The 25,231-nt window shown below is 62.1% G+C and carries 18 protein-coding genes; 7 read left to right on the forward strand and 11 right to left on the reverse strand.

All coding sequences use genetic code 11. The annotated features are described in order from the left end of the window. The first annotated feature begins 8 nt into the window (after positions 1 to 8). The 4 genes from BLU35_RS04240 to ppx all read left to right on the forward strand — a co-directional run bounded on the left by BLU35_RS04240 (position 9) and on the right by ppx (position 5,632). Positions 9 to 1,130 (forward strand): AI-2E family transporter, encoded by a 1,122-nt coding sequence (locus BLU35_RS04240; RefSeq protein ID WP_058329395.1) that lies wholly within the window; start codon positions 9 to 11, stop codon positions 1,128 to 1,130. Positions 1,131 to 1,156: 26 nt separating this feature from the next. Continuing rightward, on the forward strand, positions 1,157 to 1,846 hold the full coding sequence (gene hdaA / locus BLU35_RS04245) for a DnaA regulatory inactivator HdaA (RefSeq protein WP_093232193.1): 690 nt from the start codon (positions 1,157 to 1,159) through the stop codon (positions 1,844 to 1,846). Between the two features lie 64 nt (positions 1,847 to 1,910). Then, positions 1,911 to 4,097 carry an RNA degradosome polyphosphate kinase gene (locus BLU35_RS04250; protein WP_093232332.1) on the forward strand — a complete coding sequence of 729 codons (2,187 nt, stop codon included), beginning with the start codon at positions 1,911 to 1,913 and terminating at the stop codon, positions 4,095 to 4,097. A gap of 11 nt (positions 4,098 to 4,108) precedes the next feature. Next, positions 4,109 to 5,632 (forward strand): exopolyphosphatase, encoded by a 1,524-nt coding sequence (gene ppx / locus BLU35_RS04255; RefSeq protein WP_058329393.1) that lies wholly within the window; start codon positions 4,109 to 4,111, stop codon positions 5,630 to 5,632. A 65-nt stretch (positions 5,633 to 5,697) separates the two neighbouring features. Here the strand turns inward: ppx and BLU35_RS04260 are convergent, their stop codons facing one another. Further along, positions 5,698 to 7,056 carry an esterase-like activity of phytase family protein gene (locus tag BLU35_RS04260; RefSeq protein WP_093232333.1) on the reverse strand — a complete coding sequence of 453 codons (1,359 nt, stop codon included), beginning with the start codon at positions 7,054 to 7,056 and terminating at the stop codon, positions 5,698 to 5,700. A gap of 206 nt (positions 7,057 to 7,262) precedes the next feature. After that, entirely contained in the window at positions 7,263 to 8,159 is an 897-nt protein-coding gene (locus BLU35_RS04265) for an AraC family transcriptional regulator (RefSeq protein WP_082640646.1), read from the reverse strand. Here BLU35_RS04265 and BLU35_RS04270 point away from each other — a divergent pair. Continuing rightward, complete coding sequence (locus BLU35_RS04270) at positions 8,158 to 8,565, forward strand: DUF2000 family protein (RefSeq protein ID WP_093232334.1); 408 nt, start codon at positions 8,158 to 8,160, stop codon at positions 8,563 to 8,565. The genes BLU35_RS04265 and BLU35_RS04270 overlap by 2 nt on opposite strands. A gap of 22 nt (positions 8,566 to 8,587) precedes the next feature. Here the strand turns inward: BLU35_RS04270 and BLU35_RS04275 are convergent, their stop codons facing one another. The 4 genes from BLU35_RS04275 to BLU35_RS04290 form a co-directional block, all read right to left on the reverse strand. Continuing rightward, positions 8,588 to 9,637: an adenylate/guanylate cyclase domain-containing protein gene (locus BLU35_RS04275; protein ID WP_093232194.1), complete on the reverse strand. Its 1,050-nt coding sequence runs from the start codon at positions 9,635 to 9,637 to the stop codon at positions 8,588 to 8,590. A 289-nt stretch (positions 9,638 to 9,926) separates the two neighbouring features. Next, positions 9,927 to 11,078 carry a ribonuclease D gene (gene rnd / locus BLU35_RS04280; protein WP_057252617.1) on the reverse strand — a complete coding sequence of 384 codons (1,152 nt, stop codon included), beginning with the start codon at positions 11,076 to 11,078 and terminating at the stop codon, positions 9,927 to 9,929. Positions 11,079 to 11,156: 78 nt separating this feature from the next. Next, positions 11,157 to 12,557, reverse strand: a complete 1,401-nt coding sequence (locus tag BLU35_RS04285; RefSeq protein ID WP_093232195.1) for a multicopper oxidase family protein — start codon at positions 12,555 to 12,557, stop codon at positions 11,157 to 11,159. Between the two features lie 95 nt (positions 12,558 to 12,652). Next, positions 12,653 to 13,894: an MFS transporter gene (locus BLU35_RS04290; protein WP_093232335.1), complete on the reverse strand. Its 1,242-nt coding sequence runs from the start codon at positions 13,892 to 13,894 to the stop codon at positions 12,653 to 12,655. A 323-nt stretch (positions 13,895 to 14,217) separates the two neighbouring features. Between BLU35_RS04290 and aspS the strand changes: the two genes are divergently transcribed. Further along, complete coding sequence (gene aspS / locus BLU35_RS04295; protein ID WP_057252612.1) at positions 14,218 to 16,005, forward strand: aspartate--tRNA ligase; 1,788 nt, start codon at positions 14,218 to 14,220, stop codon at positions 16,003 to 16,005. A gap of 168 nt (positions 16,006 to 16,173) precedes the next feature. Here aspS and groL read toward each other — a convergent pair whose 3' ends face one another. From groL to BLU35_RS04320, 5 genes are all read right to left on the reverse strand, one after another. Continuing rightward, a complete protein-coding gene (gene groL / locus BLU35_RS04300; RefSeq protein WP_057252609.1) occupies positions 16,174 to 17,799 on the reverse strand; it encodes a chaperonin GroEL in 1,626 nt (541 codons plus the stop codon). Positions 17,800 to 17,911: 112 nt separating this feature from the next. Then, entirely contained in the window at positions 17,912 to 18,145 is a 234-nt protein-coding gene (locus BLU35_RS04305; protein WP_057252607.1) for a hypothetical protein, read from the reverse strand. 134 nt (positions 18,146 to 18,279) lie between these two features. Then, entirely contained in the window at positions 18,280 to 19,287 is a 1,008-nt protein-coding gene (locus tag BLU35_RS04310) for a lysophospholipid acyltransferase family protein (protein ID WP_093232196.1), read from the reverse strand. Next, positions 19,274 to 20,707 carry a cytochrome P450 gene (locus BLU35_RS04315; protein ID WP_093232197.1) on the reverse strand — a complete coding sequence of 478 codons (1,434 nt, stop codon included), beginning with the start codon at positions 20,705 to 20,707 and terminating at the stop codon, positions 19,274 to 19,276. Before BLU35_RS04315 ends, BLU35_RS04310 begins: the two co-directional genes overlap by 14 nt. A gap of 469 nt (positions 20,708 to 21,176) precedes the next feature. Further along, a complete protein-coding gene (locus tag BLU35_RS04320) occupies positions 21,177 to 22,376 on the reverse strand; it encodes an aq_1923 C-terminal domain (RefSeq protein ID WP_093232198.1) in 1,200 nt (399 codons plus the stop codon). A 425-nt stretch (positions 22,377 to 22,801) separates the two neighbouring features. Here BLU35_RS04320 and parC point away from each other — a divergent pair, with 425 nt between their 5' ends. Next, on the forward strand, positions 22,802 to 25,078 hold the full coding sequence (gene parC, locus BLU35_RS04325; protein WP_057252599.1) for a DNA topoisomerase IV subunit A: 2,277 nt from the start codon (positions 22,802 to 22,804) through the stop codon (positions 25,076 to 25,078). The last annotated feature ends 153 nt before the right edge of the window (positions 25,079 to 25,231 follow it).

The raw sequence follows: 25,231 nt of genomic DNA on the forward strand, positions 1-25,231 counted from the left end.
GGAGTGTCATGGATATCAAGGTCAGCGGTTCCGGATTGCAGCGCCAGGTTATATTCTGGCTGCTGGTGCTTGCCGCCTTCATTGCCTTCCTCATGGTTTTCAGCTCTATCCTGCTGCCGTTCCTTGCCGGCATGGCGCTTGCCTATTTCCTCGATCCGGTCGCCGACCGTCTCGAGCGGCTTGGCCTCAGCCGGTTGATGGCGACGGTCGTCATCCTGATCGGCTTCGTCGTGGTCTTCGTGCTGGCGCTCATGGTCATCATTCCCGTGGTCGTCAGCCAGGCCTCGGATTTCATCGCGAACATCCCGGGCTACGCCGCCAAGCTGCAATTGCTCGTCAACGAAGCGCAGACGCGCCTGATCCCCGATTGGCTGGCGAGCCAGATGCCGTCGCTCAAGCAGAGCTCCGGCAAGCTGCTGGAACAGGGAGCCGCTTTCGTCGGCACGCTCTTCCAGCAGATCTGGAACTCCGGCGTGGCGCTGCTCGATGTCATTTCGCTGCTGGTCGTTACCCCTGTCGTCGCCTTCTATATTCTGCTCGACTGGGACCGGATGGTGGAGAAGGTCGACAGCTGGGTTCCGCGCGACTACGTCTCGGATGTGCGCCAGATCGCCCGAGACATGAACACGACGATCGCCGGCTTCGTGCGCGGGCAGGGCTCGCTCTGCGTCATCCTTGGACTCTATTACGGTATCGGCCTGTCGCTGGTCGGTCTCAATTTCGGCCTGCTGATCGGCCTCTTCGCCGGCATGATCAGCTTCATTCCCTATGTCGGATCCATGGTCGGCCTCGTGCTCGCTGTTGGCGTTGCCCTGGTGCAGTTCTGGCCGGACTACCTTTGGATCGGCCTCGTGCTTGCAGTTTTCTTCAGCGGTCAGTTCATGGAGGGCAACATCCTCCAGCCGAAGCTGGTGGGTAAAAGCGTCGGCCTGCATCCGGTCTGGCTGATGTTTGCGCTCCTTGCCTTCGGCGCGCTCTTCGGCTTCGTCGGTCTGCTGGTGGCGGTGCCGGCAGCAGCCGCCATCGGCGTGCTTGTCCGCTTCGGCATCCAGCGGTACCTTGATAGCGACCTCTATCACGGGCACGGCAAGGCCGTGGAAAAGAAGGCGAAGAGCGACAAGGCCGCCTGATTTCCGACGATTGTCCCGAGTACAGCATGACAAAACGCCCATTCGAACAAATACCCCTGGCCTTCGGCCACGACCCGGCGACGGGCCGTGAGGACCTGCTCGTCTCCGACAGGCTGAGCGCTGCGATCGCCATCGTCGACCACTGGCCGGACTGGCCGTCGCCGGTCGTCATCATCGCCGGGCCGGTCGGCTCCGGCAAATCGCATCTCGCCAGCATCTGGAAAGAGCGGGCAGGGGCCGAAACGATCCATCCGCTCGCCGGCTCCGATGCCGCCCTGATCGCCGCGGAAAAGCCTGTCCTCTTCGAGGACGCCGACCGCAGCGGCTTTGACGACACGACGCTTTTCCACGTCATCAACAACGTGCGCCAGCATGGCACCGGTCTCCTGATGACGACGCGGCTCTGGCCGATGTCCTGGCCGGTTACGCTGCCGGATCTGCGCTCGCGCCTGAAGGCGGCGACCATCGTCGAGATCGGCGAGCCGGATGACGAGTTGCTGACGCAGGTGCTGATCAAGCTTTTCGCCGACCGCCAGCTCTTCGTCGACGAGCGGCTCGTGGGCTATATCGTTCAGCGCATGGAGCGGTCGCTGGAGGCGGCGCAGACGATCGTCGAGCGCATCGACCATCTGGCGCTTTCCCGCGGAACGAAGCTCAGCCGGGCACTTGCTTCCGAAGTTCTCGAAGAACTGGGGAATCGGCGGCGGTCCGATTGACTGTCACAGAACCGTCGTCAAACTGAGATAGCCGGTGCAGCCGGAGCAATGGGATCGAATGAGCATGGATAACGCGGTATCGGCGGTGAACGAAAACCAGGCGGCAGTGGAGGACATCGATCTGCTGACCAGCCCGCGGCGCTTCATCAACCGCGAATTCTCCTGGCTGCAGTTCAATCGTCGCGTGCTCGAAGAAACGCTGAATACGGCACATCCGCTGCTGGAGCGGATTCGCTTCCTGTCGATCTCCGCTGCCAACCTCGACGAGTTCTTCATGGTGCGCGTTGCGGGCCTGGAAGGGCAGGTGCGCCAGGGCCTTTCCATGCGCTCGCCCGATGGTAAGACGCCGGTCGAACAGCTCGAAGACATCCTCAAGGAAATCGACAATCTGCAGATGGAGCAGCAGGCCTCGCTTGCGGTCCTGCAGCAGTATCTCGCCAAGGAAGACATCCTGATCGTGCGCCCGGCGTCGCTGTCGGCGCAGGACAGGAGCTGGCTTGCCAACGAGTTCGACCAGTCGATCTTCCCGGTGCTGACGCCGCTCTCGATCGATCCGGCGCACCCGTTCCCGTTCATTCCGAACTTAGGCTTCTCGATGGGCCTGCAGCTCGTCAGCAAGACTGGCCGCGAGCCGATGACCGCGCTCTTGCGCCTGCCGGTCGCGCTCGACCGCTTTATCCGGCTGCCCGACGTCAAGAACGTCATCCGCTATATTACGCTCGAAGATATGGTCAGCCAGTTCATCGATCGGCTGTTCCCCGGTTACGAGGTCAAGGGTTCCGGTACCTTCCGCATCATCCGCGACAGCGATATCGAAGTGGAGGAAGAAGCCGAAGACCTGGTGCGCTTCTTCGAAACCGCGTTGAAGCGCCGTCGCCGTGGTTCGGTGATCCGCATCGAGACCGATTCGGAAATGCCGGCGTCGCTGCGCCAGTTCGTCGTGCAGGAACTCGGCGTTCCGGAAAACCGCATCGCCGTTCTCCCCGGCCTGCTGGCGCTCAACACGCTCTCTGAAATCACCAAGGCGCCGCGCGACGATCTGCGCTTCGACCCCTACAATCCGCGCTTTCCCGAGCGCGTCCGCGAGCATGTCGGCGATTGCCTGGCGGCGATCCGCGAGAAGGACATGGTGGTCCACCACCCCTACGAATCCTTCGACGTCGTCGTGCAGTTCCTGTTGCAGGCGGCACGCGATCCTGAAGTGGTCGCCATCAAGCAGACGCTCTACCGCACCTCGAACGACAGTCCGATCGTGCGCGCGCTGATCGATGCGGCTGAAGCCGGCAAGTCGGTGACGGCGCTGGTCGAGCTCAAGGCCCGTTTCGACGAGGAGGCCAATATCCGCTGGGCGCGCGACCTCGAGCGCGCCGGCGTGCAGGTCGTTTTCGGTTTCATCGAACTCAAGACTCACGCCAAGATGTCGATGGTGGTGCGGCGTGAGGAAGGCAGGCTCAGGACCTACTGCCACCTCGGCACCGGCAACTATCACCCGGTGACGGCGAAGATCTATACCGACCTGTCGTTCTTCACCTGCAACCCGGTGATCGCCCACGACATGGCGAACATCTTCAACTTCATCACCGGCTATGGCGAGCCGGAAGCCGGCATGAAGCTCGCGGTTTCGCCGCACACGCTGCGCCCGCGCATCCTCAAGCACGTCGACGAAGAGATCGAACATGCCAAGGCCGGGCGCCCGGCGGCGATCTGGATGAAGATGAATTCTCTCGTCGACCCGGAAATCATCGACGCGCTCTACAAGGCGAGCCGCGCCGGCGTCGAGATCGACCTCGTGGTGCGCGGCATCTGCTGCCTTCGGCCGCAAGTCCCCGGGCTCTCCGACAACATCCGTGTCAAGTCCATCGTCGGCCGTTTCCTCGAACATTCCCGCATATTCTGCTTCGGCAACGGCCATGGGCTTCCATCGGAAAATGCCCTTGTCTATATCGGCTCGGCGGATATGATGCCGCGCAATCTGGACCGGCGGGTCGAGACGCTCGTGCCTCTCATCAACCGGACTGTGCACGAACAGGTTCTGTCGCAGATCATGCTGGGCAATCTCATCGACAACCAGCAGAGCTACGAAATTCTTCCTGATGGCACCTCTCGCCGGATGGAAGTCGGCAAGGACGCCGAGCCTTTCAACGCACAGCACTATTTCATGACCAATCCCAGCCTCTCCGGCCGGGGTGAAGCCCTGAAGTCCAGCGCACCGAAGCTCATAGCTGGCTGGAAGAGCGGCTGGCACAAATAAACTGGAATTGCATGGTCGAATCAGAAGCGCAGGGGCGTCTGCCCGGCATCCGCCCGGTTTCCGTTATCGATATCGGTTCGAACTCCATCCGCCTTGTCGTCTATGAAGGCCTGAGCCGCTCGCCGGCCATGCTGTTCAACGAAAAGGTGATGTGCGGTCTCGGCAAGGGCATCGATGCGACCGGACGCATGGACGAAGAAAGCGTCGAGCGCGCGCTCAGGGCGCTGCATCGCTTCCACGCGCTCTCGAAGCAGGCGCGTGCCATATCGATGTATGTGCTCGCCACGGCGGCAGCACGCGAAGCGAGCAACGGTCCGGCCTTCATCGAGAAGGCGGAGGCGATCCTCGGCCATAAGGTCCGTATCCTCACTGGCGAGGAGGAGGCCTATTATTCCGCGATGGGTATCGTCAGCGGCTATCACGATCCTGATGGCGTCGTCGGCGACCTTGGCGGCGGTTCCCTTGAGCTCGTCGACGTCTCGGGCACGAAGATCGGCAAGGGTATCACCCTGCCGCTCGGCGGCATCCGGCTGTTCGAACACAGCAATGGCTCGCTCACGAAAGCGCGCACCTGGGTGCGCAAGTTCATGAAGAACTCGGCCGTGCTGAGGACCGGTACGGGCCGCACCTTCTACGCCGTCGGCGGCACATGGCGCTCGATCGCCAAGCTGCACATGGAGACCCGGGACTATCCGCTGCACATGATGCAGGGCTACGAGATTTCCTACGACGAGGCGATGGCGCTGCTGCCTGAAGTGATCGAGCCGAAGAGCATCAAGCCGTCGGCCTATGCGACGATCTCGAAGAGCCGCCGCAGCCTTCTGCCCTTCGGGGCGATCGCCATGCAGGAAGCGCTCTCGATCATGAAGCCGGAGCGGATTTCCTTCTCGGCACTCGGTGTGCGCGAAGGCTATCTGTTCTCGTTGCTGAAGGACGAGGAACGCGCCCAGGATCCGCTGCTGACGGCGGCGAATGAAATCGCCATCCTGCGCGCCCGCTCACCCGAGCATGCGCGTGAACTGGCCGACTGGACGGGCCGCATGGTGCCGTTCTTCGGGATAGAAGAGACGGAAGAGGAAAGCCGTTATCGTCAGGCCGCGTGCCTGCTCGCCGATATCAGCTGGCGCGCGCATCCCGACTATCGCGGCCTGCAGGCGCTGAACATCATCGCCCACTCGACCTTCTCCGGTATCACCCATGCGGGCCGCGCCTATATCGCGCTTGCCAACTACTACCGCTTCGAAGGGCTGAACGATGACGGCGCCACGAACGCGCTTGCCGGTATCACCACGCCGCGCTTGCTGGAACTGGCGAAGCTGCTCGGCGGCCTGCTTCGTGTCGCCTACCTGTTCTCGGCGTCGATGCCGGGGATTACGCAGAACCTGACGTTCCGCAAATCGTCCCAGCCGGACGTGGATCTCGAGATCGTCGTTCCGGCCGCCTATTCGGAGTTTGCCGGCGAGCGGCTGGATGGGCGCCTGCAGCAACTCGGCAAGCTCACCGGCAAGAGGCTCGCTTTCCACTTCGAAAGCTGAGGCTGAGGAAAATCTTGTTTCTTGCGGAAAGGGCGCGCCAACCTGGGCTGGCGCGCCCTTTTTGATTATTCGGCCTTCAGGAAATCGCCGACTTCGAGCAGCACGAATTCATTGTCATCGGCCTTGTCGAGCGCGCGACCGGCCGAGAACGGCAGGTTGTTGTCGTTGCCGACGATGATGTGGGTCTCATTGACGCGGTCGACGTTCTCGATGGTGACGAAGGGCATGTCGTAGAAGCCTTCGCCGCCGCCCTGGCGCTTCTTGTTATCCGGGTCGGCGATTTTGAGCAGGTCGATGTACCCGATCTTGCGGACGGCCTTGCCGACATTGCTGTCATCGAAGGCGATCTTGTAGATGCGCTTGACCTTGGAGCCGGTGGCGAAGCAGTCCGGCTTCGGGTCCTTCGGGTCGGCACACGCCTTGTCGACCGTGCCGGCGCCGTTGTCGCGTTCGATCACCAGCGCGGTCTTGTCGTCGAGCATGTTGAAGTCGCCGATCGCCTCGCCGCCTTCAGCCAGCGGATAGAGCCAGCTGCGACCGGTCCAGGCCTTGCTCGCGACATCGAGTTCGATGATGCGCAGCGCCGGGCGACCATCGGCCTGCTCGACCGTTTCGCCGTCCGTCCAGAGGGGGCCTTCGAGCAGGCCATAGAGCTTGCTGCCATCCTTGGAAAGGGCCATGCCTTCATAGCCGCCGGAGCGCTTCAGGTTGAAAGCGGGCGTCTTCTTCGACGGGTCGGCCTGCAGCGTCAGCGTCGGATTGTCGGGCGACAGGACCGGCTTGCCATCGACCGTCGTCGCAACCACGTCCGTCAGCTTGCCGTCGAGATCGAACTTGAGGATGTAGGGTCCGAATTCTTCGCCAACCCAGAAGCCGTCGGCGACCGGCTGGATCGATTCGACGTCGAAATCCGCCCCGGTGAGATAGCGCTTGTCAGAACCTTCCATGACGATCGGGAGGGGTGCCTTCTTGTCCGGGTCGGTGAGGAAGAGGGTCTTCAGCGCTTCGACCTTGCCCCCATCCCAGTCCATCTTGACGTGATGCAGCATCAGCATGGCGTCGGTGGAGTTCAGCTTGTTGCCGAAGCCATTGTCGGAGAGGCTCCAGAACGTACCGTCCTCCATCGCCTTGATGCCGGAAAAGCCTTGCATCGGCTGGCCGTTGAAGGGCAGCGAAAGCCCGGTCGGGCGAACGCCGTCCTTGCCCGGCACGGTGCCGAGCGCTTCTGCGCGCTTGCGGTCCGCGGAGGTGAACTTGCCGGAGGTCTTCAGGTAATCGGGTGCATCCGAGGGAGCGGCGATGATCGTGTTCGCCGGCAGGATCGCGTGACCCTTCAGCGTTGCGGTGAAGGACTTTTCCTCGGCCGAGGCGGCCATCGTCATCAAAAGTGAGAGCGCCGCGGTGGCGAGAAGCGTTTTCGTCATAAAAGTCACCATGGGTTGGAGCCTCCTGCATGCCTCCTTAAATCGCCCTCGATTTAAGGACAAAGACATGCAGCAATTCGAAGTACTACAGCGACCTTTACGCGTCTGATAAGACGCGCGGCGCTGTAGACCGCAACCCGATAGGCGGCTTAGATGACGAAGGGGTGATGCTTGTCTGACAGACCGATGAAGCTTTGGTGACAGGCTCAGCCGGCGACGGCGAGGCTCGCCCAGCGTCCTGGTGTTATGCCATAGGCGCGCTTGAAATGGCGGGTGAAATGCGCCTGGTCGGCAAAGCCGGTTTCGAGCGCAGCACCTGCAAGACTTTCTCCCCTGGCAATCATCTGCCGGGCGCGCTCCAGCCGGCGCATCAGGAGGTAGCGATGCGGGCTTGTGCCGAGAACTTTGCGGAACTGCCTCGCCAGCGTGAAGCGATCGAGCCCGCTGACGGCCTCGAGTTCCTGGGAACCCACGGGCCGCTCGAGATTGGCGCGAAGGTATTCGGTTGCCTCCAGAACGGCGTGCTTGTCGGCCTTTCCGGGCTTGATGTCCTTGGCGCCGGCATGCCGGTAGAGGCCCTCCGCGATCCGAACGAGGATGTCGTCAAGCGCCAGCTCGTCGATGCCATTGTCGAGGTCCATCACGGCTTCTCCGACCGCCTGCCGCAGGGCCTCGTCACCCACGACAGGTGCTGCGACGAAGGGCAGGGCGCGCCCCGTTTCTCCGAGCGCGGCTAGCAAGCGTTCCGGCTGCAGATACATCATCCGATAGCGCAGCCCGATCTCCGTTCCCGCGCCGCCATCGTGGATCTCGTCCGGGTGGAGGATGATGATGCTCCCGGGTTTGCTGAAGCGGCTTTCGCCGCGGTACTGGAATGTCTGGATGCCGCCCAGCGTCACGCCGATCGCATAGGTGTCGTGGCGGTGCGGCTCAAAGAATTTCCCATGCAGGCGCGCTTCTATGCGCTCGATGCCATCGACGGCGGGAGCGACCCGGATACCGTCACCTTGAGTCCCGCACAATCGTTCAAGATCGACGGCAGCACCCTCCGATAATGCGTCTTCCGGCACGCCCTGTCGGGCTGAAATGGAGATGACCGTCATGTTCGATACCAAATTTGCGATCGTATTGCGCGAAGACCTGGCAACCTGGCAGAAGCTGAACGTCACCGCCTTCCTCGCCACCGGTATTGCCGGGCAGAAGCCCGATATCATCGGTGAAGACTATCGCGACGGCGCCGGCAACGTCTACAACGCCCTGAGTGTCCAGCCGATCATCGTGCTCGCTGCAGATGGGAAGACACTCGGCAACATTCAACGACGTGCGATCGAAAGAGAAATACGAGCCTCGATCTATGTCGACGGCATGTTCGCCACCGGCCACGACAATGCCAATCGCGCGGTTTTCGCGGAAACCAGACCGGACGATGCCGCGGTCGCCGGCATCGCCATCCATGCGGACAAGAAGCTGGTCGACAAGATTACCAAGGGCGCAAAACTGCACGGCTGAAGCGGCTACAGCCCGACCGTGACTATTCCGCCGCACTGGGCGCAAGGGCAGGCGTTGAGCCTCCGACACGCAGTGCCAGAACGCCGAGCTTTTGACCGCGGCCCTTGATCGCGTGCTCGCCGAGATCCTCGACCCGGACATAGTGCGGCAGACGCATCTTGCGGGCGAGGTCGGTGGAGATCAGCACCTGGTGGCCGAGTGTCTTGCAAAAGCCTTCCAGCCGGGCGGTGGTGTTCACCGTATCGCCGAAATAGGTGATCTTGTGCCTGTCGAGGCCGATTTCGGCAGCGACGATGGTGCCGCCATGAAGGGCAGCGCGCAGGCGCGGGACCTCGCCGAATTCCTTCTGCCAGCGGTGCGCCTCCACATCAATAATTTCCAGAATGTCGAAGACGCAATGAATGCAGGCCGCATTGTTGGTGGCGCGGTCGAAGGGCCAGGTGATGACGGCAGCGTCGCCCACATAGTCGTCTATCGACCCCCGATAGCGCAGCACAGGGTCGGCAATCGTCGCGAACAGCCGGCCGAGATATTCCTGCATCCTGAGGTCGCCGTGTTTCTCGGCGTAGCTGGTCGAGCCGGCGAGGTCGACGAACAGGAAGACGCGCTCTTCCTGAACCGGATTGCGGTAACGGCCCGTCAGCAGGCTCAGAAAGACATCGCGGCCTAAAAGCTCGCGAACCCGGAGGATGAAGACGAGCGAACCCGAGATGCCCAATGCGAAGAGCAGGACCGTCTTGGATGGCGTCATCGCCTCCATCCAGTTGTCGTCCATAACGCCGCTTGTCTGCATGATCAGGCCGGCCGCCGCGTAGCCGACGTCGAGAAGCACGAAGTAGATCGCAAGCGAGGCGACAAAGAAGACGGGCGTCGAGAAGGCGTGGATCCGCCGATTGAGGCGCCGGAAGATGATGCGTCTCTCGAAGGCAATGATCGGCAGGCACATAAAGAGCGCGTAGGTGGCGCCGATCAGGGCGCCCTTTCCATAGAAAACCCATGCGTAAACTGCCCCTGCGCCCGCGATGACGAGCAGCAGCAGAAGTCCTTCGAAAGTGGAGAAGCGCCAACGCATAGGAAGCCCCGGTACGGAAGAAGCGGCATACGTGTCAGTCGGCACGCAACGTTGCCGCTCTGCCACGCCAACAGCGGCGCGCGTCTTATCAGACGCGCAAGGGTCGCTGTAGCACTTTGAATTTCTGCATGTTTTTGCCCTTTAATCGGGTACGATTAAAGGAAACATGCAGTAGTCACCTTCGTTCGAGACGATGGTGATTCTGTTCCGCCCGGCTTTCAGCTAGAGCCGGATTCGGGCGGAAACTTGACTCCGCCCGATACCATTTGCCACCTGTCGCAAAGGTGATCTAGCTGCCGAGCTCCACCGTCTCGATCTTCTTGTCGACGAAACGAAGAGCCACTTCGCCGTTGATGAGCTTCAGCGCGGTTTCACCGAAGAGTTCGCGCCGCCAGCCCTTGAGTGCGCCGACATCGGCCTTCTCGCCTTCGGCGGCGATCCTGTCGAGATCGTCGCTGTTGGCGATGATCTTCGCGGCCACGCCCTGCTTTTCGGCGATGAGCTTCAAAAGAACCTTGAGCATTTCGCCTGCGGCAGCGGCGCCTTCCGGCGTATGGTTTTGGCGCGGTAGCTTCGGCAGATCGGTCTTCGGGATCGCGAGCGCCTCGTTGACCGCCTCGATGACCGCAGTTCCGGCGCTGGACCGTTCCCAGCCCTTGGGAACGGTCCTAAGCCGTCCCAGGGCTTCCGCGTCCTTCGGCTGCTGCTGGGCAATCTCGTAGATGGCGTCGTCTTTCAGGATGCGGCCGCGCGGTACGTTGCGGGCGCGCGCCTCGCGTTCGCGCCAGGCAGCGACGGTCTTGAGGACGGCGAGTTCGATCGGTTTCTTGACGCGCATCTTGAGACGCTGCCAGGCGTCGTCCGGATGCAGGTCATAGGTGTCGCGTGCCTCAAGGATCGCCATCTCTTCAGTCAGCCACAACGAGCGCCCCTCGCGTTCCAGCTCTGCGGCCAGGTACTTGTAGATGTCGCGCAGATGCGTGACGTCGGCGAGCGCATAGTCGAGCTGCTTGTCGGTCAGCGGCCGGCGGCTCCAGTCGGTAAAGCGTGAGGACTTGTCGATCTGCGTGCCAGTCACGCGGTTGACGAGCTGGTCATAGGAGACGCTATCGCCGAAGCCGCAAACCATGGCCGCGACCTGTGTGTCGAAGATCGGGTGCGGAATGAGGTTGCCGAGATGGAAGATGATCTCGATGTCCTGACGCGCGGCATGGAATACCTTGATGACTTCAGGATTGGCCATCAGCGCGAAGAAGGGCGAAAGGTCGATGCCTTTGGCCATCGGGTCGACAATGACGGCGAGATCCGGACTTGCCATCTGGATCAGGCAGAGCTCCGGCCAGAAGGTCGTCTCGCGCAGGAATTCGGTGTCAATCGTAATATAATTTGAACGGGCCAGCTGCTCGCAGGCGGCCTCAAGGTCTGTGGTTGTTTCAATCATCAGATTTAAATCACTGTGGCAAAAATGCGGCTTAGATTTTCGTGTAGCTCTTCGCGGCATCTGTCACAATCGAAATTCTCAGACGATCTTGAAATAACCCGTCATGCCGGTCTTCTGATGCTCGATGATGTGGCAATGGATGACCCAGTCGCCCGGATTGTCCGCTACTAGCGCCACTTCCGCCTGTTCGTCGGGCAAAAGCAGGATCGTATCGGTCGGCGGCGGCAGGAAAGTCCGCTTGTTGGAATTGAGGATGCGGAAGCTCAGGCCGTGCAGATGGATCGGATGCGCGTGCGGCGTCCGGTTGGCGACCTCAAGAACATAGCTCTTGCCGAGTTTCATCTCCTCGATCGGCGCGATCGGGTCCGGCGTGTCGCCTGGCCACGGCACCTTGTTGATCGCCCAGAACGTATAGCCGAGAGAGCCGCAGATCGAAGGCGCCGCCTTGTGCTCGGCCGTCGCCGTCAGCTCGATCGGCACACGGGTCGCGACGGAGAGATCCGCCTCGGCGATCGGGTTGGCGGGCAGGGGGGCGACATCCCTAAGGTCGCGTTTCAGCGACGCGCCGATCGCCCGGAAGCGTGCGATGGTCCAGGGATGCGATCCGCGGAAATTGCCGAGGGAAACGGTCTGGCCCTCGCCATCGGGCATGCGCAACGCCAGGTCGACACGCTGGCCTGGCCCGAAGTCGTAGCGATCGAGGGAAAAGGGTTTGTCGACCGGGTTGCCGTCGAGCGCGATCACCATCGCCTCAGCGCCATCGAGGCCGATCGTGTAGATGCGGGTAACGTCGGTCGCGGCGATGCGCACGCGAATGAGCCCGCCGGCCGGTGCGTCGTAAGTCGGTTCCTGCTGCCAGTTGGCGGTGCGCACCGTGCCATAGGTGCCGCCGCGCGCGGCATCGCGCGGCTTGAACGGATCGATGAAGGCGCCGCCCGTGCCAAGCCGCCAGTCGCGGAGGTTGAGCACGATCTCGGCATCGAAGACCGGATCCTCGGGGTTCTCGACGACGATCACGCCGGTGAGCCCGCTGCCCATCTGGGTCAGCGTGTTGCAGTGCGGATGGTACCAGAAGGTGCCGGCGTCCGGCGGCGTGAAGAGATAGTCGAAGTGGTCGCCCGGATAGACATAGGGCTGCGTCAGCTCGGGAACGCCATCCATGGCGTTGGCGATGCGAACGCCGTGCCAGTGCACCGTCGTCGGCTCGTCGAGCCGGTTGATGAGACGCGCGGCGTAAGGCTCACCCTTGCGCATGCGCAGGACCGGCGGCACGCCGCTGTTCTCAGCCTCGCCCAAACCGTAGGTCATCACCTTCGGCGTCACGCCATCCCTGGCGATCTGCGCCTCGGTGAGACGTGCCGTCAGGGTCTGCGGATCCGGCGCGGCCCCGGCGCGTGCCGCCATGCCCGCCCCGAGCGCAAAGGCACCTCCCAGAGCAGCGGAGCCTTGAAGAAAAGTACGGCGGCTGATGACGGGCATTTCGGCAATCTCGGCTGCTGTTCAGGTTGCTGCCGGTTCTAAACCTGATTGTGGAGTTCAGCAATAATCCGAACTGCGCGCATCTTGCCGCAGGCTCAGCCATCCTTGCGCTTGTGGTTGTTGCCGGCGGCGAGCTTGTTGAAGAAGGACGAGGTGCGCAAAAGGTTGCGGAACGGCATCGCACGCTCTCCGGCGGGCACTGGCCCGCGCGCCGTCATGCGCTGCAGGGTGTAGAGCATGAACAGGAAGAGGATCGCCGCCGTGTAGATGAAGAGCGCCTGCGGCCCGAAGATGTCGAGCAGGAAGGACGCAAAAAGAGGCCCGATGATCGCGCCGAGCGACCAGAAGAACAGCATGCCGGCAGATACCAGCGCATGCTGCCCCTCGGCTGCGTGGTCGTTGGCATGCGCCGAGCAGAGCGAATAGAGCGGCATGGCAAAAGCGCCGAAGAGGAAGATGCCGGCAAAGTTCAGCCATTCGTCGTTGCCGGCGCCGAAGGCCAGGAACAGGCCGGCGAGCAGCGAGCCGAAAGTGGCGATCAGGATGATCAGCCGGCGGTCGATCCGGTCGGAATAATGGCCGAGCGGATATTGCAACACGACGCCGCCGATGATGCCGGCGCTCATGAAGGTGGCGATCGCCGTCACGGAAAGGCCGATGCCCTGGGCGTAGATGGGCCCGAGCGAGCGGAAGGCGGCGTTGGTGAGGCCGACGACGATGCAGCCGACGGTCGCGAGTGGCGAAATGTTCCAGAGCGCCTTGACGTCGAACCGGATCGCTTCCGGTGCCACCGGGCTCGACCGGTCGGCAAAAGAGATCGGCACGAGCGACAGTGTCAGTGCCATGGAGATGATGGCGAAGAGTTCGAAGCCCTCGAGGCCGATGCCGGGGATGACATATTGCGCCGCCGTCACCGATCCAAGGTCGACGAGGCGATAGACGGAAAGCGTACGCGCCCGGTTGGCGTTGGTGACGCTGGCGTTCAGCCAGCTTTCGACGGTCGCAAACAGGCAGGCGAAGCAGATGCCGGCAAGCAGCCGCATCAGAAACCACATCAGCGGGTTGATGACGAGTATCATCGAAATGGCCGCGGCGGAGGCAATTGCCGCCATGGCCGAGAACGTGCGGATGTGGCCGATGGCGCGCAGCATGCGGGTGACATAGACGCAGCCGAGCGCGAAACCGATATTGTAGCCGGCCCCGACGACGCCGATCAGGGATGTCGAGAAACCTTCCTCCAACGCACGAAGCGAGATGAAGGTGCCCTGCAGGCCATTGCCGCCGATGAGGATGCCTGCGGTGACGAGGAGGGGGATGAGCGGGCGAATCTGAGACATGGGGCAGGCGACATCCGGGAAAGCGGCCGCGACTCGGGGGATCATTGTGAGGCCTTCCAATGTGTAGCCCCGCATTCCGTGGCCGGACAGCCCCGAATTGTGACGATTGCCGTTCTTTTCGCGGCATTTCGGCCTGCTTCTGTCTCAAGCGGTCTTGGACTGGCCGTTTCCTTGGTTTAGAACGCATCTCCATCTGGGGCGGCGGCGGTCGCGCGGCTTGACAAAGCCGGCGCATCATGCGCTTTTCCGCCCGATTTTGACCATGTGCCGCGCGCCGTGTCCCACGAGCCTGCGCGGCTCTTTCGCAATTCCGGGATAAAACGATGCATCGTTACCGCAGCCACACCTGTGCCGCCCTCCGCAAGTCGGACGTCGGCTCCACCGTTCGCCTTTCGGGCTGGGTCCACCGTGTCCGTGACCATGGCGGCGTGCTCTTCATCGACCTGCGCGACCACTACGGCATCACCCAGGTCGTCGCCGATCCGGACAGCCCGGCCTTCAAGTCGGCTGAAACCGTTCGCGGCGAGTGGGTCATCCGCATCGACGGCCGCGTCAAGGCTCGCACCGACGACACCGTCAACAAAGGCATGCCGACCGGCGAAATCGAGCTCTACGCGCAGGAGATCGAGGTACTCTCGGCTGCCAAGGAACTGCCGCTGCCGGTCTTCGGCGAGCCCGACTATCCGGAAGACGTGCGTCTCAAGTACCGCTTCCTCGACCTGCGCCGCGACACGCTGCACAAGAACATCGTCAAGCGCACCCAGATCATCTCGTCGATGCGCCGCCACATGGGCGAAGTCGGCTTTACCGAATACACGACCCCGATCCTGACCGCATCGTCACCGGAAGGCGCACGCGACTTCCTGGTTCCGTCGCGTATCCACCCCGGCAACTTCTATGCCCTGCCGCAGGCGCCGCAGCAGTACAAGCAGCTCTTGATGGTTGCCGGCTTCGACCGTTACTTCCAGATCGCGCCGTGCTTCCGCGACGAAGACCCGCGCGCCGACCGCCTGCCGGGCGAGTTCTACCAACTCGACCTGGAAATGAGCTTCGTCGAGCAGGAAGACGTGTGGTCGACGATGGAGCCGGTCATCCGCGAGATCTTCGTCGAGTTTGCCGATGGCAAGCCGGTGACGGAAAAGTTCCCGCGCATCCCCTATGACACGGCGATCCGCAAATACGGCTCCGACAAGCCGGATCTGCGCAACCCGATCGAGATGCAGGCGGTTACCGAGCACTTCGCCGGCTCCGGCTTCAAGGTTTTCGCGAACATGATCGCCTCGAACCCGAAGGTTGAAGTCTGGGCGATCCCGGCCAAGACCGGTGGCTCGCGCGCCTTCTGCGACCGCATGAACGCCTGGGCCCAGAGCCAGGGCCAGCCGGGCCTCGGCTACATCTTCTGGCGCAAGGAAGGCGAAAAGCTCGAAGGCGCCGGTCCGCTTGCCAAGAACATCGGCGAGGAACGCACCGATGCGATCCGCACCCAGCTTGGCCTCGATGACGGCGACGCCTGCTTCTTCGTCGCCGGCGACCCTTCGAAGTTCTACAAGTTTGCTGGCGAAGCCCGCACACGCGCCGGCGAGGAGCTGAACCTCGTCGACCGTGACCGCTTTGAATTCTGCTGGATCGTCGACTTCCCGTTCTACGAATGGCTGGAAGACGAAAAGAAGATCGATTTCGCCCACAACCCCTTCTCGATGCCGCAGGGTGGCCTCGAGGCGCTGAACACCGAAGATCCGCTGTCGCTCAAGGCCTACCAGTACGACATGGTCTGCAACGGCTTCGAGATCGCCTCCGGCTCGATCCGTAACCAGCTCCCGGAAGTCATGGTCAAGGCCTTCGAGCTGACCGGCAAGTCGCAGCAGGAAGTCGAAGAGCAGTTCGGCGGCCTCTACCGTGCGTTCCAGTACGGCGCGCCTCCGCATGGCGGCATGGCATTCGGCATCGACCGCGTCGTCATGCTGCTCGTCGGCGCGAAGAACCTGCGCGAGATTTCGATCTTCCCGATGAACCAGCAGGCGGTCGACCTCCTGATGGGGGCGCCGTCCGAGGCGACGCCGGCCCAGCTGCGTGAACTGGCGCTTCGCCCGATCCCGCAGAAGAAGGATTGAGGTCGAAGAGACCTGTCAAAAACGAAAGCCCGGCGATCGTTTCGCCGGGCTTTTTTCATGGTCTGCCTGTGATCTGGGTTCAGTGCTTGCCGTAGAACGGCGCGGCTGAATTGGCCCCAAGCCCTCGACGGTCGCGTTCGCCATGCGAGAATGAGCGTCTGGCGGCCGTCAGAAGTCCATTCCAGCACCAGACGGAGGCGTCGGTCCGTTCTTTTTCGGTTTTTCGGCGATCATGGCCTCGGTCGTCACCAGCAGGCCGGCGACGGAAGCCGCATCCTGCAGCGCCGCGCGCACGACCTTTGCGGGGTCGATGACACCCATGCGGAACAGATCGCCGTACTCTCCGGTCTGGGCGTTCCAGCCGTGGGCAAAGTCACTGTTCTCCCGCAGCTTTCCAACGATCACCGAACCTTCAGCGCCAGCATTCTCGGCGATCTGGCGCGCCGGCGCCTCGAGCGCCCGCCGAACGATCTCGATGCCGACGCGCTGATCGTCATTGGCGGCCTTGAGCCCGTCGAGCGCGTGGACGACCCTCAGCAGCGCGACGCCGCCGCCGGGCAGAATGCCTTCCTCTACCGCGGCTCGCGTCGCATGCAGGGCATCGTCGACCCGGTCCTTCTTTTCCTTCACTTCGACTTCGGTCGAGCCGCCAACCCGGATCACCGCAACGCCGCCGGCGAGTTTGGCGAGCCGTTCCTGCAGCTTTTCCCGATCATAGTCGGAGGTCGTTTCCTCGATCTGTGCCTTGATCTGGCTGACACGTCCGCCGATATCCGCCTTCGTTCCGGCGCCATCGACGATCGTGGTGTTTTCCTTCTCGACCATCACCCGCTTGGCGTGCCCGAGCGTGTCGAGCGTCACGTTTTCAAGCTTGATGCCGAGATCCTCGGAAATGACCGTGCCGCCCGTCAGGATGGCGATGTCCTCGAGGATGGCCTTGCGCCGATCTCCAAACCCGGGGGCCTTGACGGCTGCGATCTTGAGACCGCCGCGCAGCTTGTTGACGACGAGCGTGGCAAGCGCTTCGCCCTCCACATCCTCGGCGATGATCAGCAAGGGACGGCTCGCCTGGATGACCGATTCGAGAATCGGGATCATGGCCTGGAGGTTGGAGAGTTTCTTCTCGTGGATGAGAATGTACGGGTCCTCAAATTCGACGCGCATCTTCTCCTGGTCGGTAATGAAATAGGGGGAGAGATAGCCGCGGTCGAACTGCATGCCCTCGACGATCTCAAGTTCGATCTCGGCGGTCTTGGCCTCCTCGACGGTGATCACACCCTCGTTGCCGACGCGCTCCATCGCCTGTGCCAGATAGTTGCCGATTTCCTTGTCGCCGTTGGCGGAGATCGTGCCGACTTGGGCGATTTCCTCGTTGTTGGAAATCTTGCGGGCATGGATCTTCAGTTGTGCCACGATCGCCTCGACGGCGAGGTCGATGCCGCGCTTGAGGTCCATCGGGTTCATACCCGAGGCGATTGCCTTGACGCCTTCCCGGACTATCGCTTGAGCAAGCACCGTGGCCGTCGTCGTTCCGTCGCCGGCAACATCGCTGGTGCGTGACGCCACCATGCGCAGCATCTGCGCCCCCATGTTCTCGAACTTGTCTTCGAGCTCGATCTCCTTGGCAACCGAGACGCCATCCTTGGTGACGCGCGGCGCACCGAAGGCCTTGTCGATCACCACGTTCCGCCCCTTCGGGCCGAGCGTCACTTTCACGGCATCGGCGAGGATATCGACGCCACGCAGCATACGGTCGCGGGCATCGCTACTGAACTTGACTTCCTTGGCTGCCATCGTTGACCTCCCTCAACACAAAACACGTGGCCTGATGCTCCCGCCGCCCGCCGCGCGGGGGCAACCTTGCATGCAATCAAAAATCACTAGCGCAGCCTCGCCGCCTGATCGGCTAGGTCGCGAAGTCCCGTTCCTCGTCATTGTCCGGCGTCAGGATATCGATCAACGCCGCAACCCGGCCAGCCGGCAAGTGGCGGCCTTCGCCGATCAGCGCCTCGTCGTTGTTGACCCAAGCAATGGCCTCGGCGAGTTCGCCGGCCGTGGCCCCCGTCGCCAGCAACTCGGCCATCAGTGTCTCGTCGACCGGGCCAAGGATAGCGGTGATATCCGCATGCTTCAGTCCCATGGGCTCCTCCTTCCGTTTTATCGGTCAGGAATGCGGGGACCTCGGATCCCCGCCCAATGTAAATAGGCCGGGGTCTGAAGGCATCAAGCGCTGATCATATCATGGAAGCCAAGTGGGCGGAAAACCATGAGGCGTCATTCCGGCCGAAGCGCGTTGTCCAGGAAATACCATTGGTCGAGATGCGCGCGAACGACGGGCTCGATCGCATCGTTCAACAGCAGCATATCTTTCACGAGGCGTGCATTCGGCTCATCGGAAGCCGGAAGCCGGAGGGGCTCCAGCGCCTGGCATTCGAAACGGAAACCGTCGGTGCGCAAGCCGTACCAGGGGCAGATCGTGGCACCCGTCATGCGCGCCAGGCGGATGGCAAGCGCGAGATTGCCTTCCTGATGAGGTTTGCGATCGAAGAACGGTCCGCGGATGATGCCGCCAAAGCCTTCGTCGCAGAACATACTGACGACGCCGCCGCTCTTCAGGATCTTGATCGCCGGTCGGATTCCTTCCATGCCCGGCGGCAGAAACCGCAATCCGGCCTTGCTGCGGACGCGCTCGGCGATCCATGCTTTGGCACGGCTCTTGGGTGGTACGTAGAAGGCATGAGGCTGGAGACCGAGACTGCGGAACGCGATCGTCCCAACTTCCCAATTTCCGAGATGAAGCCCGACGAGGACGACGGGGCCGTCTTTCGCCACGTCGCGGATCGGAGCAAGGCCATCGGTCCGCAACCTCTCGCCATGCCGCTGCAACCTGTTGATGACGGAAAATTCTGTCATCAGCCGTCCCTGGGCCTGGCAGTTTTCGAGGAACAAGGCTTCCTGTTCCTCGGGGCTCAGGTCCGGACGCAGATGTTTGATCGTATCCCGGGCGCGCTGCGTGGCGATCTTGTGAAAGCGCGGCACCACGAAAAGGCCGAGTGCGGCCCCCAGGCGTGAGCATGCATCCATCGGCAGAAGCTTCATGCCGAAATGGGCAGTGAGATTGGCAAGGTTCCACAGATTGTCGGTAATCCAATAGCGCCGGAAGGCCCGGGACCGGTCACCGCCTGCCAATGCGTCCCCAAGACGCGGCGGTTGCTCCTCAGCGAAAGTCCAGGCCTTGCGCTTGGCAATCGGTCCCCTGACGCCAGGATTATCCGGCGCCATGCGACGTGCCTTCTCGCCTGTGTAAAGTGACCGGAAGCCCGCCCTTCGGTCTGAGGGTCAGCCGGCAGATCGGCTCGACCGCGTGGCGTTCGCGCAGGCGAACCCGGTAGCGCTGAGCGATGATCGCCAGGCAGAGGATCGCTTCCGTCAGGCCGAAATGCAGGCCCGGGCAGACGCGGGGGCCGCTGGCGAAGGGAATGAAGCTGTAGGGCGTCGGGCGACGGCCTTCGGTGAACCGCTCCGGATGGAAGTGGTGTGGGTCTTCGAACAGACTTTCCGTGCGGTGCAAGAGCCATGGCACGATCAGGACGAGCGAGCCCGGCTCGGCGGCAACGTCGCCGATCATGTCCGCCTCGCGCGTCTGTCGCGCCAGGATCGGAACCGGCGGGTAAAGGCGAAGCGTTTCTTCAATGACGGCCCGGCACCATTCGAGCCGCGGCACGTCGTCGATCGTCGGCGTCCGGTCGCCGCAGACCCTGGCGATCTCGTCGTGCACGGCCTTCTCGATCCAGCCTGCTTTCGAAAGCAGATACCAGGTCCAGGTAAGTGTGGCTGCCGTCGTCTCGTGACCGGCCATGAAGATGGTCGCGGCCTCGTTGCGCAAGGCGACAAGGTCGAGCTTCAGCTCCGGATTTCGCTGCTGCCGCCGGATGAGCAGTTCGACCATCGAATTGTGATCGCCGCGCCCGGCAAGGTGATCCTCCACCACCTTGTCGATGGTCCCATGGATGCGCTTGACCGAGCGGCGCAGGCTCGGTGTGCGCAGGACGGGCAAGCCGTCGTCGAAGCCGAGGAAATAGCCGATGTTGATGGAATCGACCAGCGACTGGTAGCTGGTGAAGCCCTCGGTCACGGCGGCCGCACTGTCGTCTCCGAGTTGGTTGCCGAAGACGCTGCGTGCGATGATCTCGGCGGTCAGGCCCGCCATTTCGTGCAGGGCGTTGACCTCGGCACCGTCGGGCATCTGGTTCCAGCGCTCGACCAGTTCGCTGGTCGTCTTCTCCATGACAGGACCGAAGGACGGCACTCTCTTGGCGTGGACGATGTCGGCCACCAGCGGCCGGCGCTGCTTCCAGGTGTCTCCATCCGAGATGAACAACCCGTCGCCGAGCAGAAACTCGAGCGCCCGGCGCATCTGCGGGCTCTTGCGTTCGAAGTTCTCATGTCGCTTGACGACCACCTGTCGGATCAGATCGGGCGAGTTGACGACGATGATCTGCCGGCCGAGAATCCGGACCTGCGACACCGTTTCGGTATAGTCGCTGGCGCGCCAGATCGACAGGAAATCCGTCCGCGCCTGAAGCAGGAGCCGTAGCGGCTTACCTGGCGGACCCGAGTAGTAATCGGCACGGACGGGAGCAAACTTTCCCTCCAGCAATTCTTCCCTGAAGTTTACAGATTGCTGGAGCCAGGCGAGCATTTACGTCCGATCTGTCGTAACGTGAAGATGATATTCAGGCGTATATTTGTAATTCTTACACAGAGTCCGAGAATTGCCCGTCGAGGCTGAAACGCTCTCAAGTTCACGGAACGTCGAATTCTCGGCCGCCTGAGTGTGGCATGCACGATTTTGATGAAAAACGCTATCGCCCGGCGGTGAAATTTTCTTGGCGCCATGAACGACGTTCGGAGAGAGTAACGGCCACTGCAACCGAAGCGCGCGTCTTCAAGACGTACGGTGCCGACCGTTCGCATGGCCGCAAGTAGAAACAGCCCTTGTCCTGTGGAGGGCCGGCGGGTGCAAAATACAGATCTACTGAATGAAGCTGGACCAGAGGTCCTGTGGGCTACGGCAAATCAGGTAGGCTGAGCCGCTAAAGTTTGCGCGCCCGGTGGGCGCGCAAAGCTCGTGGTAAGGTCGGTTGCTCCGGGCGGAGCAAGCGGAGCGATCAGTCGTTCGCGGTCACCTTGACGCCGAGCACCGACGGAATGGTGTTCGGTGCGCCCATGGCAGCGCCCATGATCATCGGGAACGGAACCGGCTTTTCCGGTGCCGCGCTGATCGTCAGGCTCTTCGGTCCATCGAGATAGGCGTTGACGGCGGCCGACACCTGGTTCTGCAGTTCTGGCACATTGAGCTGCGCCATCATGATCGGCACCAGGCCCTTCAGCGACTGAGCCATCTGCTCACCCGAAACGCCCTGCTGCGAACCGGCATAGTCCAGCGCCTTCTTGGTGATCGAGGCATCGTCGAAGCGGACTTCGGCGCTGTTGAAGGTCAGCTGCTGCATCAGGCCCATCATGGCAAGGCCCATGGCTTGGTTCGCCTCTTCCTTGTTCGGATTGGCCTCGGCGGCCTTCATCGCTTCCTGCATGGATTTCACGAAGGCAAGCGTGTAGCCGGAAATGTCCAGGGCAAAGTTCAGCCGGCCGACGTTCTTGAAGTCGAGGGCATATTCTTCGAGTGCGACATTGCCGCTTTCGACCTCCCAGCTGCCTTTCATCGTCAAGGCGCCGTCGATCGTGGTGAGGCCGAGCTTTTCGATCGCCTCCTTGGTCTTGGCGTCCTCGACGGTCGACAGGTCGGCCTTGATGCCGGAGGCGGTCGCGTCGAAGTCGAAGCCGGCGTCATTTTCCTGGCGTGCCAGGTTCGCTTCGGTGCTTTCGAGCGAGAAGACTTCCTTGCCCTTGGCGTTGAGAGCGATCGGGCCGGTGCTGGCGCTTTCGTAGAGAAGAATGTCGTTGATCGTTCCACCGTTGGCATTGGCGGGGATCGTCAGGCCGGAAAGCAGGATGTCCTTGACCGAAATGCTTCCCTCGTCCTGGCTGACATTGACGTCAGGGAACGACACGGTTTCGGCGTAGTAGCCGCCACCTTCGGTTTCCTCGACACCTTCGAAGGTCAGATCACCGATCTTCACGCTCGTCGGTTCGCCCGGCTGGCTGGCGAACTTCAGCTGCACGCCGGTCACCGTCACCTTGTCGCCGTCCACTTCGGCCTTGTCATAGGTGATGGAGGTGCCGTTCGCGTTCGTTGCCGCGTCGAGCTTCTTCATCAGGTCCGCGCCGTCGAGTGCGAAGGCCGGGCTGGTAAGCGTGAGGAGCGCGGCGCTCGCCATCATCAGGCGGATCTTGCGCGTGTGCATCATTGTCGAGTTCCTTCGTAAAATCTTTGATTGTGTAACTGTTTCGAAGATGAGGCGTGGCTAATCTGGTTTGTCTCCGCAGAGGGCGTCAACTGGGAGCGAACGGCAACATCCGGAAGTTTTCGGCGGCCAGTTCGTGTCTTGCAATCCCCCTCACAAATCGTCCAAATCAACTACAGCCGAAGCTATTACGAAACAGGGCGAAATTATATTCGCTTGGCCAAACCGCACATGTTCCTGGTCGGGCATGCTTTCCGGGATGTTACCAAGCGCTCGCCTCCGACGCATAGCCGTCCGACCGTTACACGAACATTGCGCCGGAGCAAGCGGATCGCTTCACGCGCCAACTGTTGGCGGGTAAGGGGTTCTCCACAATCGCATCCCCTGAAAACCTTGCTGTTCCGGGTTTGTTGCGCTAGCAAGGTCCCATGGGACAAAGCCTTAATCCCCCGTCAGGCGGGGACGACAATATTCAGCCGGTTGACCTCAAGGCGGCGCTGGAAGAGCGTTATCTTGCCTATGCCTTGTCGACCATCATGCACCGCGCGCTTCCGGACGTCCGCGACGGGTTGAAGCCCGTGCATCGCCGTATCGTGCATGCGATGAGCGAAATGGGCCTCAGACCCAACTCGTCGTTCAAGAAATGCGCCCGCATCGTCGGCGACGTCATGGGTAAGTTCCACCCGCACGGCGACGCCTCGATCTACGACGCGCTTGTGCGCCTGTCCCAGGAATTTGCAATCCGCTACCCGCTCGTCGACGGCCAGGGCAACTTCGGCAACATCGATGGCGATAACGCCGCGGCGATGCGATACACCGAAGCGAAGATGACGGACGTCTGTTCGCTCCTTCTCGACGGGATCGACCAGGACGCGGTGGATTTCCGCCCCACCTACAACGAGGAAGACCAGGAGCCGACCGTGCTCCCTGGGGCCTTCCCGAACCTGCTCGCAAACGGCGCAACCGGCATCGCGGTCGGCATGGCGACCTCGATCCCGCCGCACAACGCGCATGAACTGTGCGACGCGGCGCTGCACCTCATCCGCCATCCGCAAGCGACCGTCGAAGATCTGCTTTACGATCCGGCCAATCCGCAGAAGGGCGGCATCGAGGGGCCAGACTTTCCGACCGGTGGGGTGATCGTCGAAAGCCGCGAAAGCATGGCCGAATCCTACCGCACCGGCCGTGGCGGTTTTCGTGTCCGCGCCCGCTGGGCCCAGGAGGATCTCGGCCGGGGCGGTTACCAGATCGTCGTCACCGAGATTCCCTATCAGGTTCAGAAGTCGCGCCTGATCGAAAAGATTGCCGAGCTTCTGGTTGCGCGCAAGCTGCCGCTGCTCGAAGACATTCGCGACGAATCCGCGGAAGACGTTCGCATCGTTCTCGTGCCGAAAAGCCGCTCGGTCGATGCCGGCATCCTGATGGAGTCGCTGTTCAAGCTGACCGAGCTTGAGAGCCGCATCTCGCTGAACATGAACGTGCTGTCCATGGGGCGCGTACCGCGGGTCATGGCGCTCAACGAGGTGCTCTCGGAATGGCTGGCGCATCGCCGCGAGGTGTTGCAGCGCCGGTCCCGCCATCGCCTGGCGGCGATCGATCGCCGGCTCGAGATACTCGCCGGCTATCTCGTCGCCTATCTGAACATCGACGAAGTCATTCGCATCATCCGCGAAGAAGACGAGCCGAAGCCGGTCATGATGGAGCGGTTCTCGCTCACTGATCTGCAGGCCGAGTCGATCCTCAACATGCGCCTGCGCTCCTTGCGTCGGCTCGAAGAGTTCGAGATCCGCACCGAATTCGACGCCCTGTCGAAGGAGAAGGCCGAGATCGAAGCGCTGCTCGCGTCGGAAGAGAAGCAGTGGCAGACCGTCGCCTGGGAGATCGGCGAGGTCAAAAAGAAGTTTGCCAAGGCAACCGAAATCGGCAAGCGCCGCAGCACCTTCGCGGATGCACCGGAGGCTGACGTGGAGGCGATCCAGCAGGCGATGATCGAGAAGGAACCGATCACCGTCGTCATCTCGGAAAAGGGCTGGATCCGGGCACTGAAGGGCCACATCTCCGACACGTCGTCGCTCCAGTTCAAGGAGGGCGACGCGCTCAAGGTGGCGTTCCCGGCGCAGACGACCGACAAGATCCTGGTCTTCACGACCGGTGGAAAGGTCTACACGCTCGGCGGCGACAAGCTGCCTGGCGGTCGCGGCCATGGCGAGCCGCTGCGCATCATCGTCGACATGGAGAACGACCAGGACGTCCTGACCGCCTTCGTCCATGATCCGGCGCGCAAGCTCATCGTCTCGTCGGCTGCCGGCAACGGTTTCGTCGTGACGGAAAGCGATATCGTTGCCAATACCCGCAAGGGCAAGCAGGTGATGAACGTCTCGATGCCGGACGAAACCAAGCTGGTCGTGCCGGTCAAGGGTGATCACGTTGCTGTCGTTGGCGAGAACCGCAAGATGCTCGTCTTCCCGCTCGTCCAGATCCCAGAGATGGCGCGGGGCAAGGGCGTCCGGCTGCAGCGTTACAAGGATGGCGGCATCTCCGACATTCGCTGCTTCACGATCGCAGAAGGGCTCATCTGGGAAGACAGCGCTGGCCGCGTCTTTACCAAGACGAAGGATGAGCTGATCGAATGGCAGGCCGATCGCGCATCGGCCGGCCGCGTCGTTCCGAAGGGCTTCCCGCGCAGCGGAAAGTTCAGCGGCTGACCATAAAATACCAGTCGTGCGGCCGATGGGCCGCATGGCTGGTGTCCCAATCCGGGGCATTGAATTCACGCATTAAGGTATTGGAAATACAGTCGAACTTGAGCGAAAAGCGGCGCTTGTATGTGCCGTTGTATCGTGGATGACTGCCCATCC

Source organism: Sinorhizobium sp. NFACC03, assembly GCF_900103435.1.
In the GTDB taxonomy this organism is placed as follows: Bacteria; Pseudomonadota; Alphaproteobacteria; order Rhizobiales; family Rhizobiaceae; genus Ensifer.

Excerpts from the sequence above, each read along its gene's own strand:
- BLU35_RS04240 (WP_058329395.1), top strand. The coding sequence starts at position 9 with ATGGATATCAAGGTCAGCGGTTCCGGATTGCAGCGCCAGGTTATATTC.
- hdaA (WP_093232193.1), top strand. The coding sequence starts at position 1,157 with ATGACAAAACGCCCATTCGAACAAATACCCCTGGCCTTCGGCCACGAC.
- BLU35_RS04250 (WP_093232332.1), top strand. The coding sequence starts at position 1,911 with ATGGATAACGCGGTATCGGCGGTGAACGAAAACCAGGCGGCAGTGGAG.
- ppx (WP_058329393.1), top strand. The coding sequence starts at position 4,109 with ATGGTCGAATCAGAAGCGCAGGGGCGTCTGCCCGGCATCCGCCCGGTT.
- BLU35_RS04260 (WP_093232333.1), bottom strand. The coding sequence starts at position 7,056 with ATGACGAAAACGCTTCTCGCCACCGCGGCGCTCTCACTTTTGATGACG.
- BLU35_RS04270 (WP_093232334.1), top strand. The coding sequence starts at position 8,158 with ATGTTCGATACCAAATTTGCGATCGTATTGCGCGAAGACCTGGCAACC.
- BLU35_RS04265 (WP_082640646.1), bottom strand. The coding sequence starts at position 8,159 with ATGACGGTCATCTCCATTTCAGCCCGACAGGGCGTGCCGGAAGACGCA.
- BLU35_RS04275 (WP_093232194.1), bottom strand. The coding sequence starts at position 9,637 with ATGCGTTGGCGCTTCTCCACTTTCGAAGGACTTCTGCTGCTGCTCGTC.
- rnd (WP_057252617.1), bottom strand. The coding sequence starts at position 11,078 with ATGATTGAAACAACCACAGACCTTGAGGCCGCCTGCGAGCAGCTGGCC.
- BLU35_RS04285 (WP_093232195.1), bottom strand. The coding sequence starts at position 12,557 with ATGCCCGTCATCAGCCGCCGTACTTTTCTTCAAGGCTCCGCTGCTCTG.
- BLU35_RS04290 (WP_093232335.1), bottom strand. The coding sequence starts at position 13,894 with ATGTCTCAGATTCGCCCGCTCATCCCCCTCCTCGTCACCGCAGGCATC.
- aspS (WP_057252612.1), top strand. The coding sequence starts at position 14,218 with ATGCATCGTTACCGCAGCCACACCTGTGCCGCCCTCCGCAAGTCGGAC.
- groL (WP_057252609.1), bottom strand. The coding sequence starts at position 17,799 with ATGGCAGCCAAGGAAGTCAAGTTCAGTAGCGATGCCCGCGACCGTATG.
- BLU35_RS04305 (WP_057252607.1), bottom strand. The coding sequence starts at position 18,145 with ATGGGACTGAAGCATGCGGATATCACCGCTATCCTTGGCCCGGTCGAC.
- BLU35_RS04310 (WP_093232196.1), bottom strand. The coding sequence starts at position 19,287 with ATGGCGCCGGATAATCCTGGCGTCAGGGGACCGATTGCCAAGCGCAAG.
- BLU35_RS04315 (WP_093232197.1), bottom strand. The coding sequence starts at position 20,707 with ATGCTCGCCTGGCTCCAGCAATCTGTAAACTTCAGGGAAGAATTGCTG.
- BLU35_RS04320 (WP_093232198.1), bottom strand. The coding sequence starts at position 22,376 with ATGATGCACACGCGCAAGATCCGCCTGATGATGGCGAGCGCCGCGCTC.
- parC (WP_057252599.1), top strand. The coding sequence starts at position 22,802 with ATGGGACAAAGCCTTAATCCCCCGTCAGGCGGGGACGACAATATTCAG.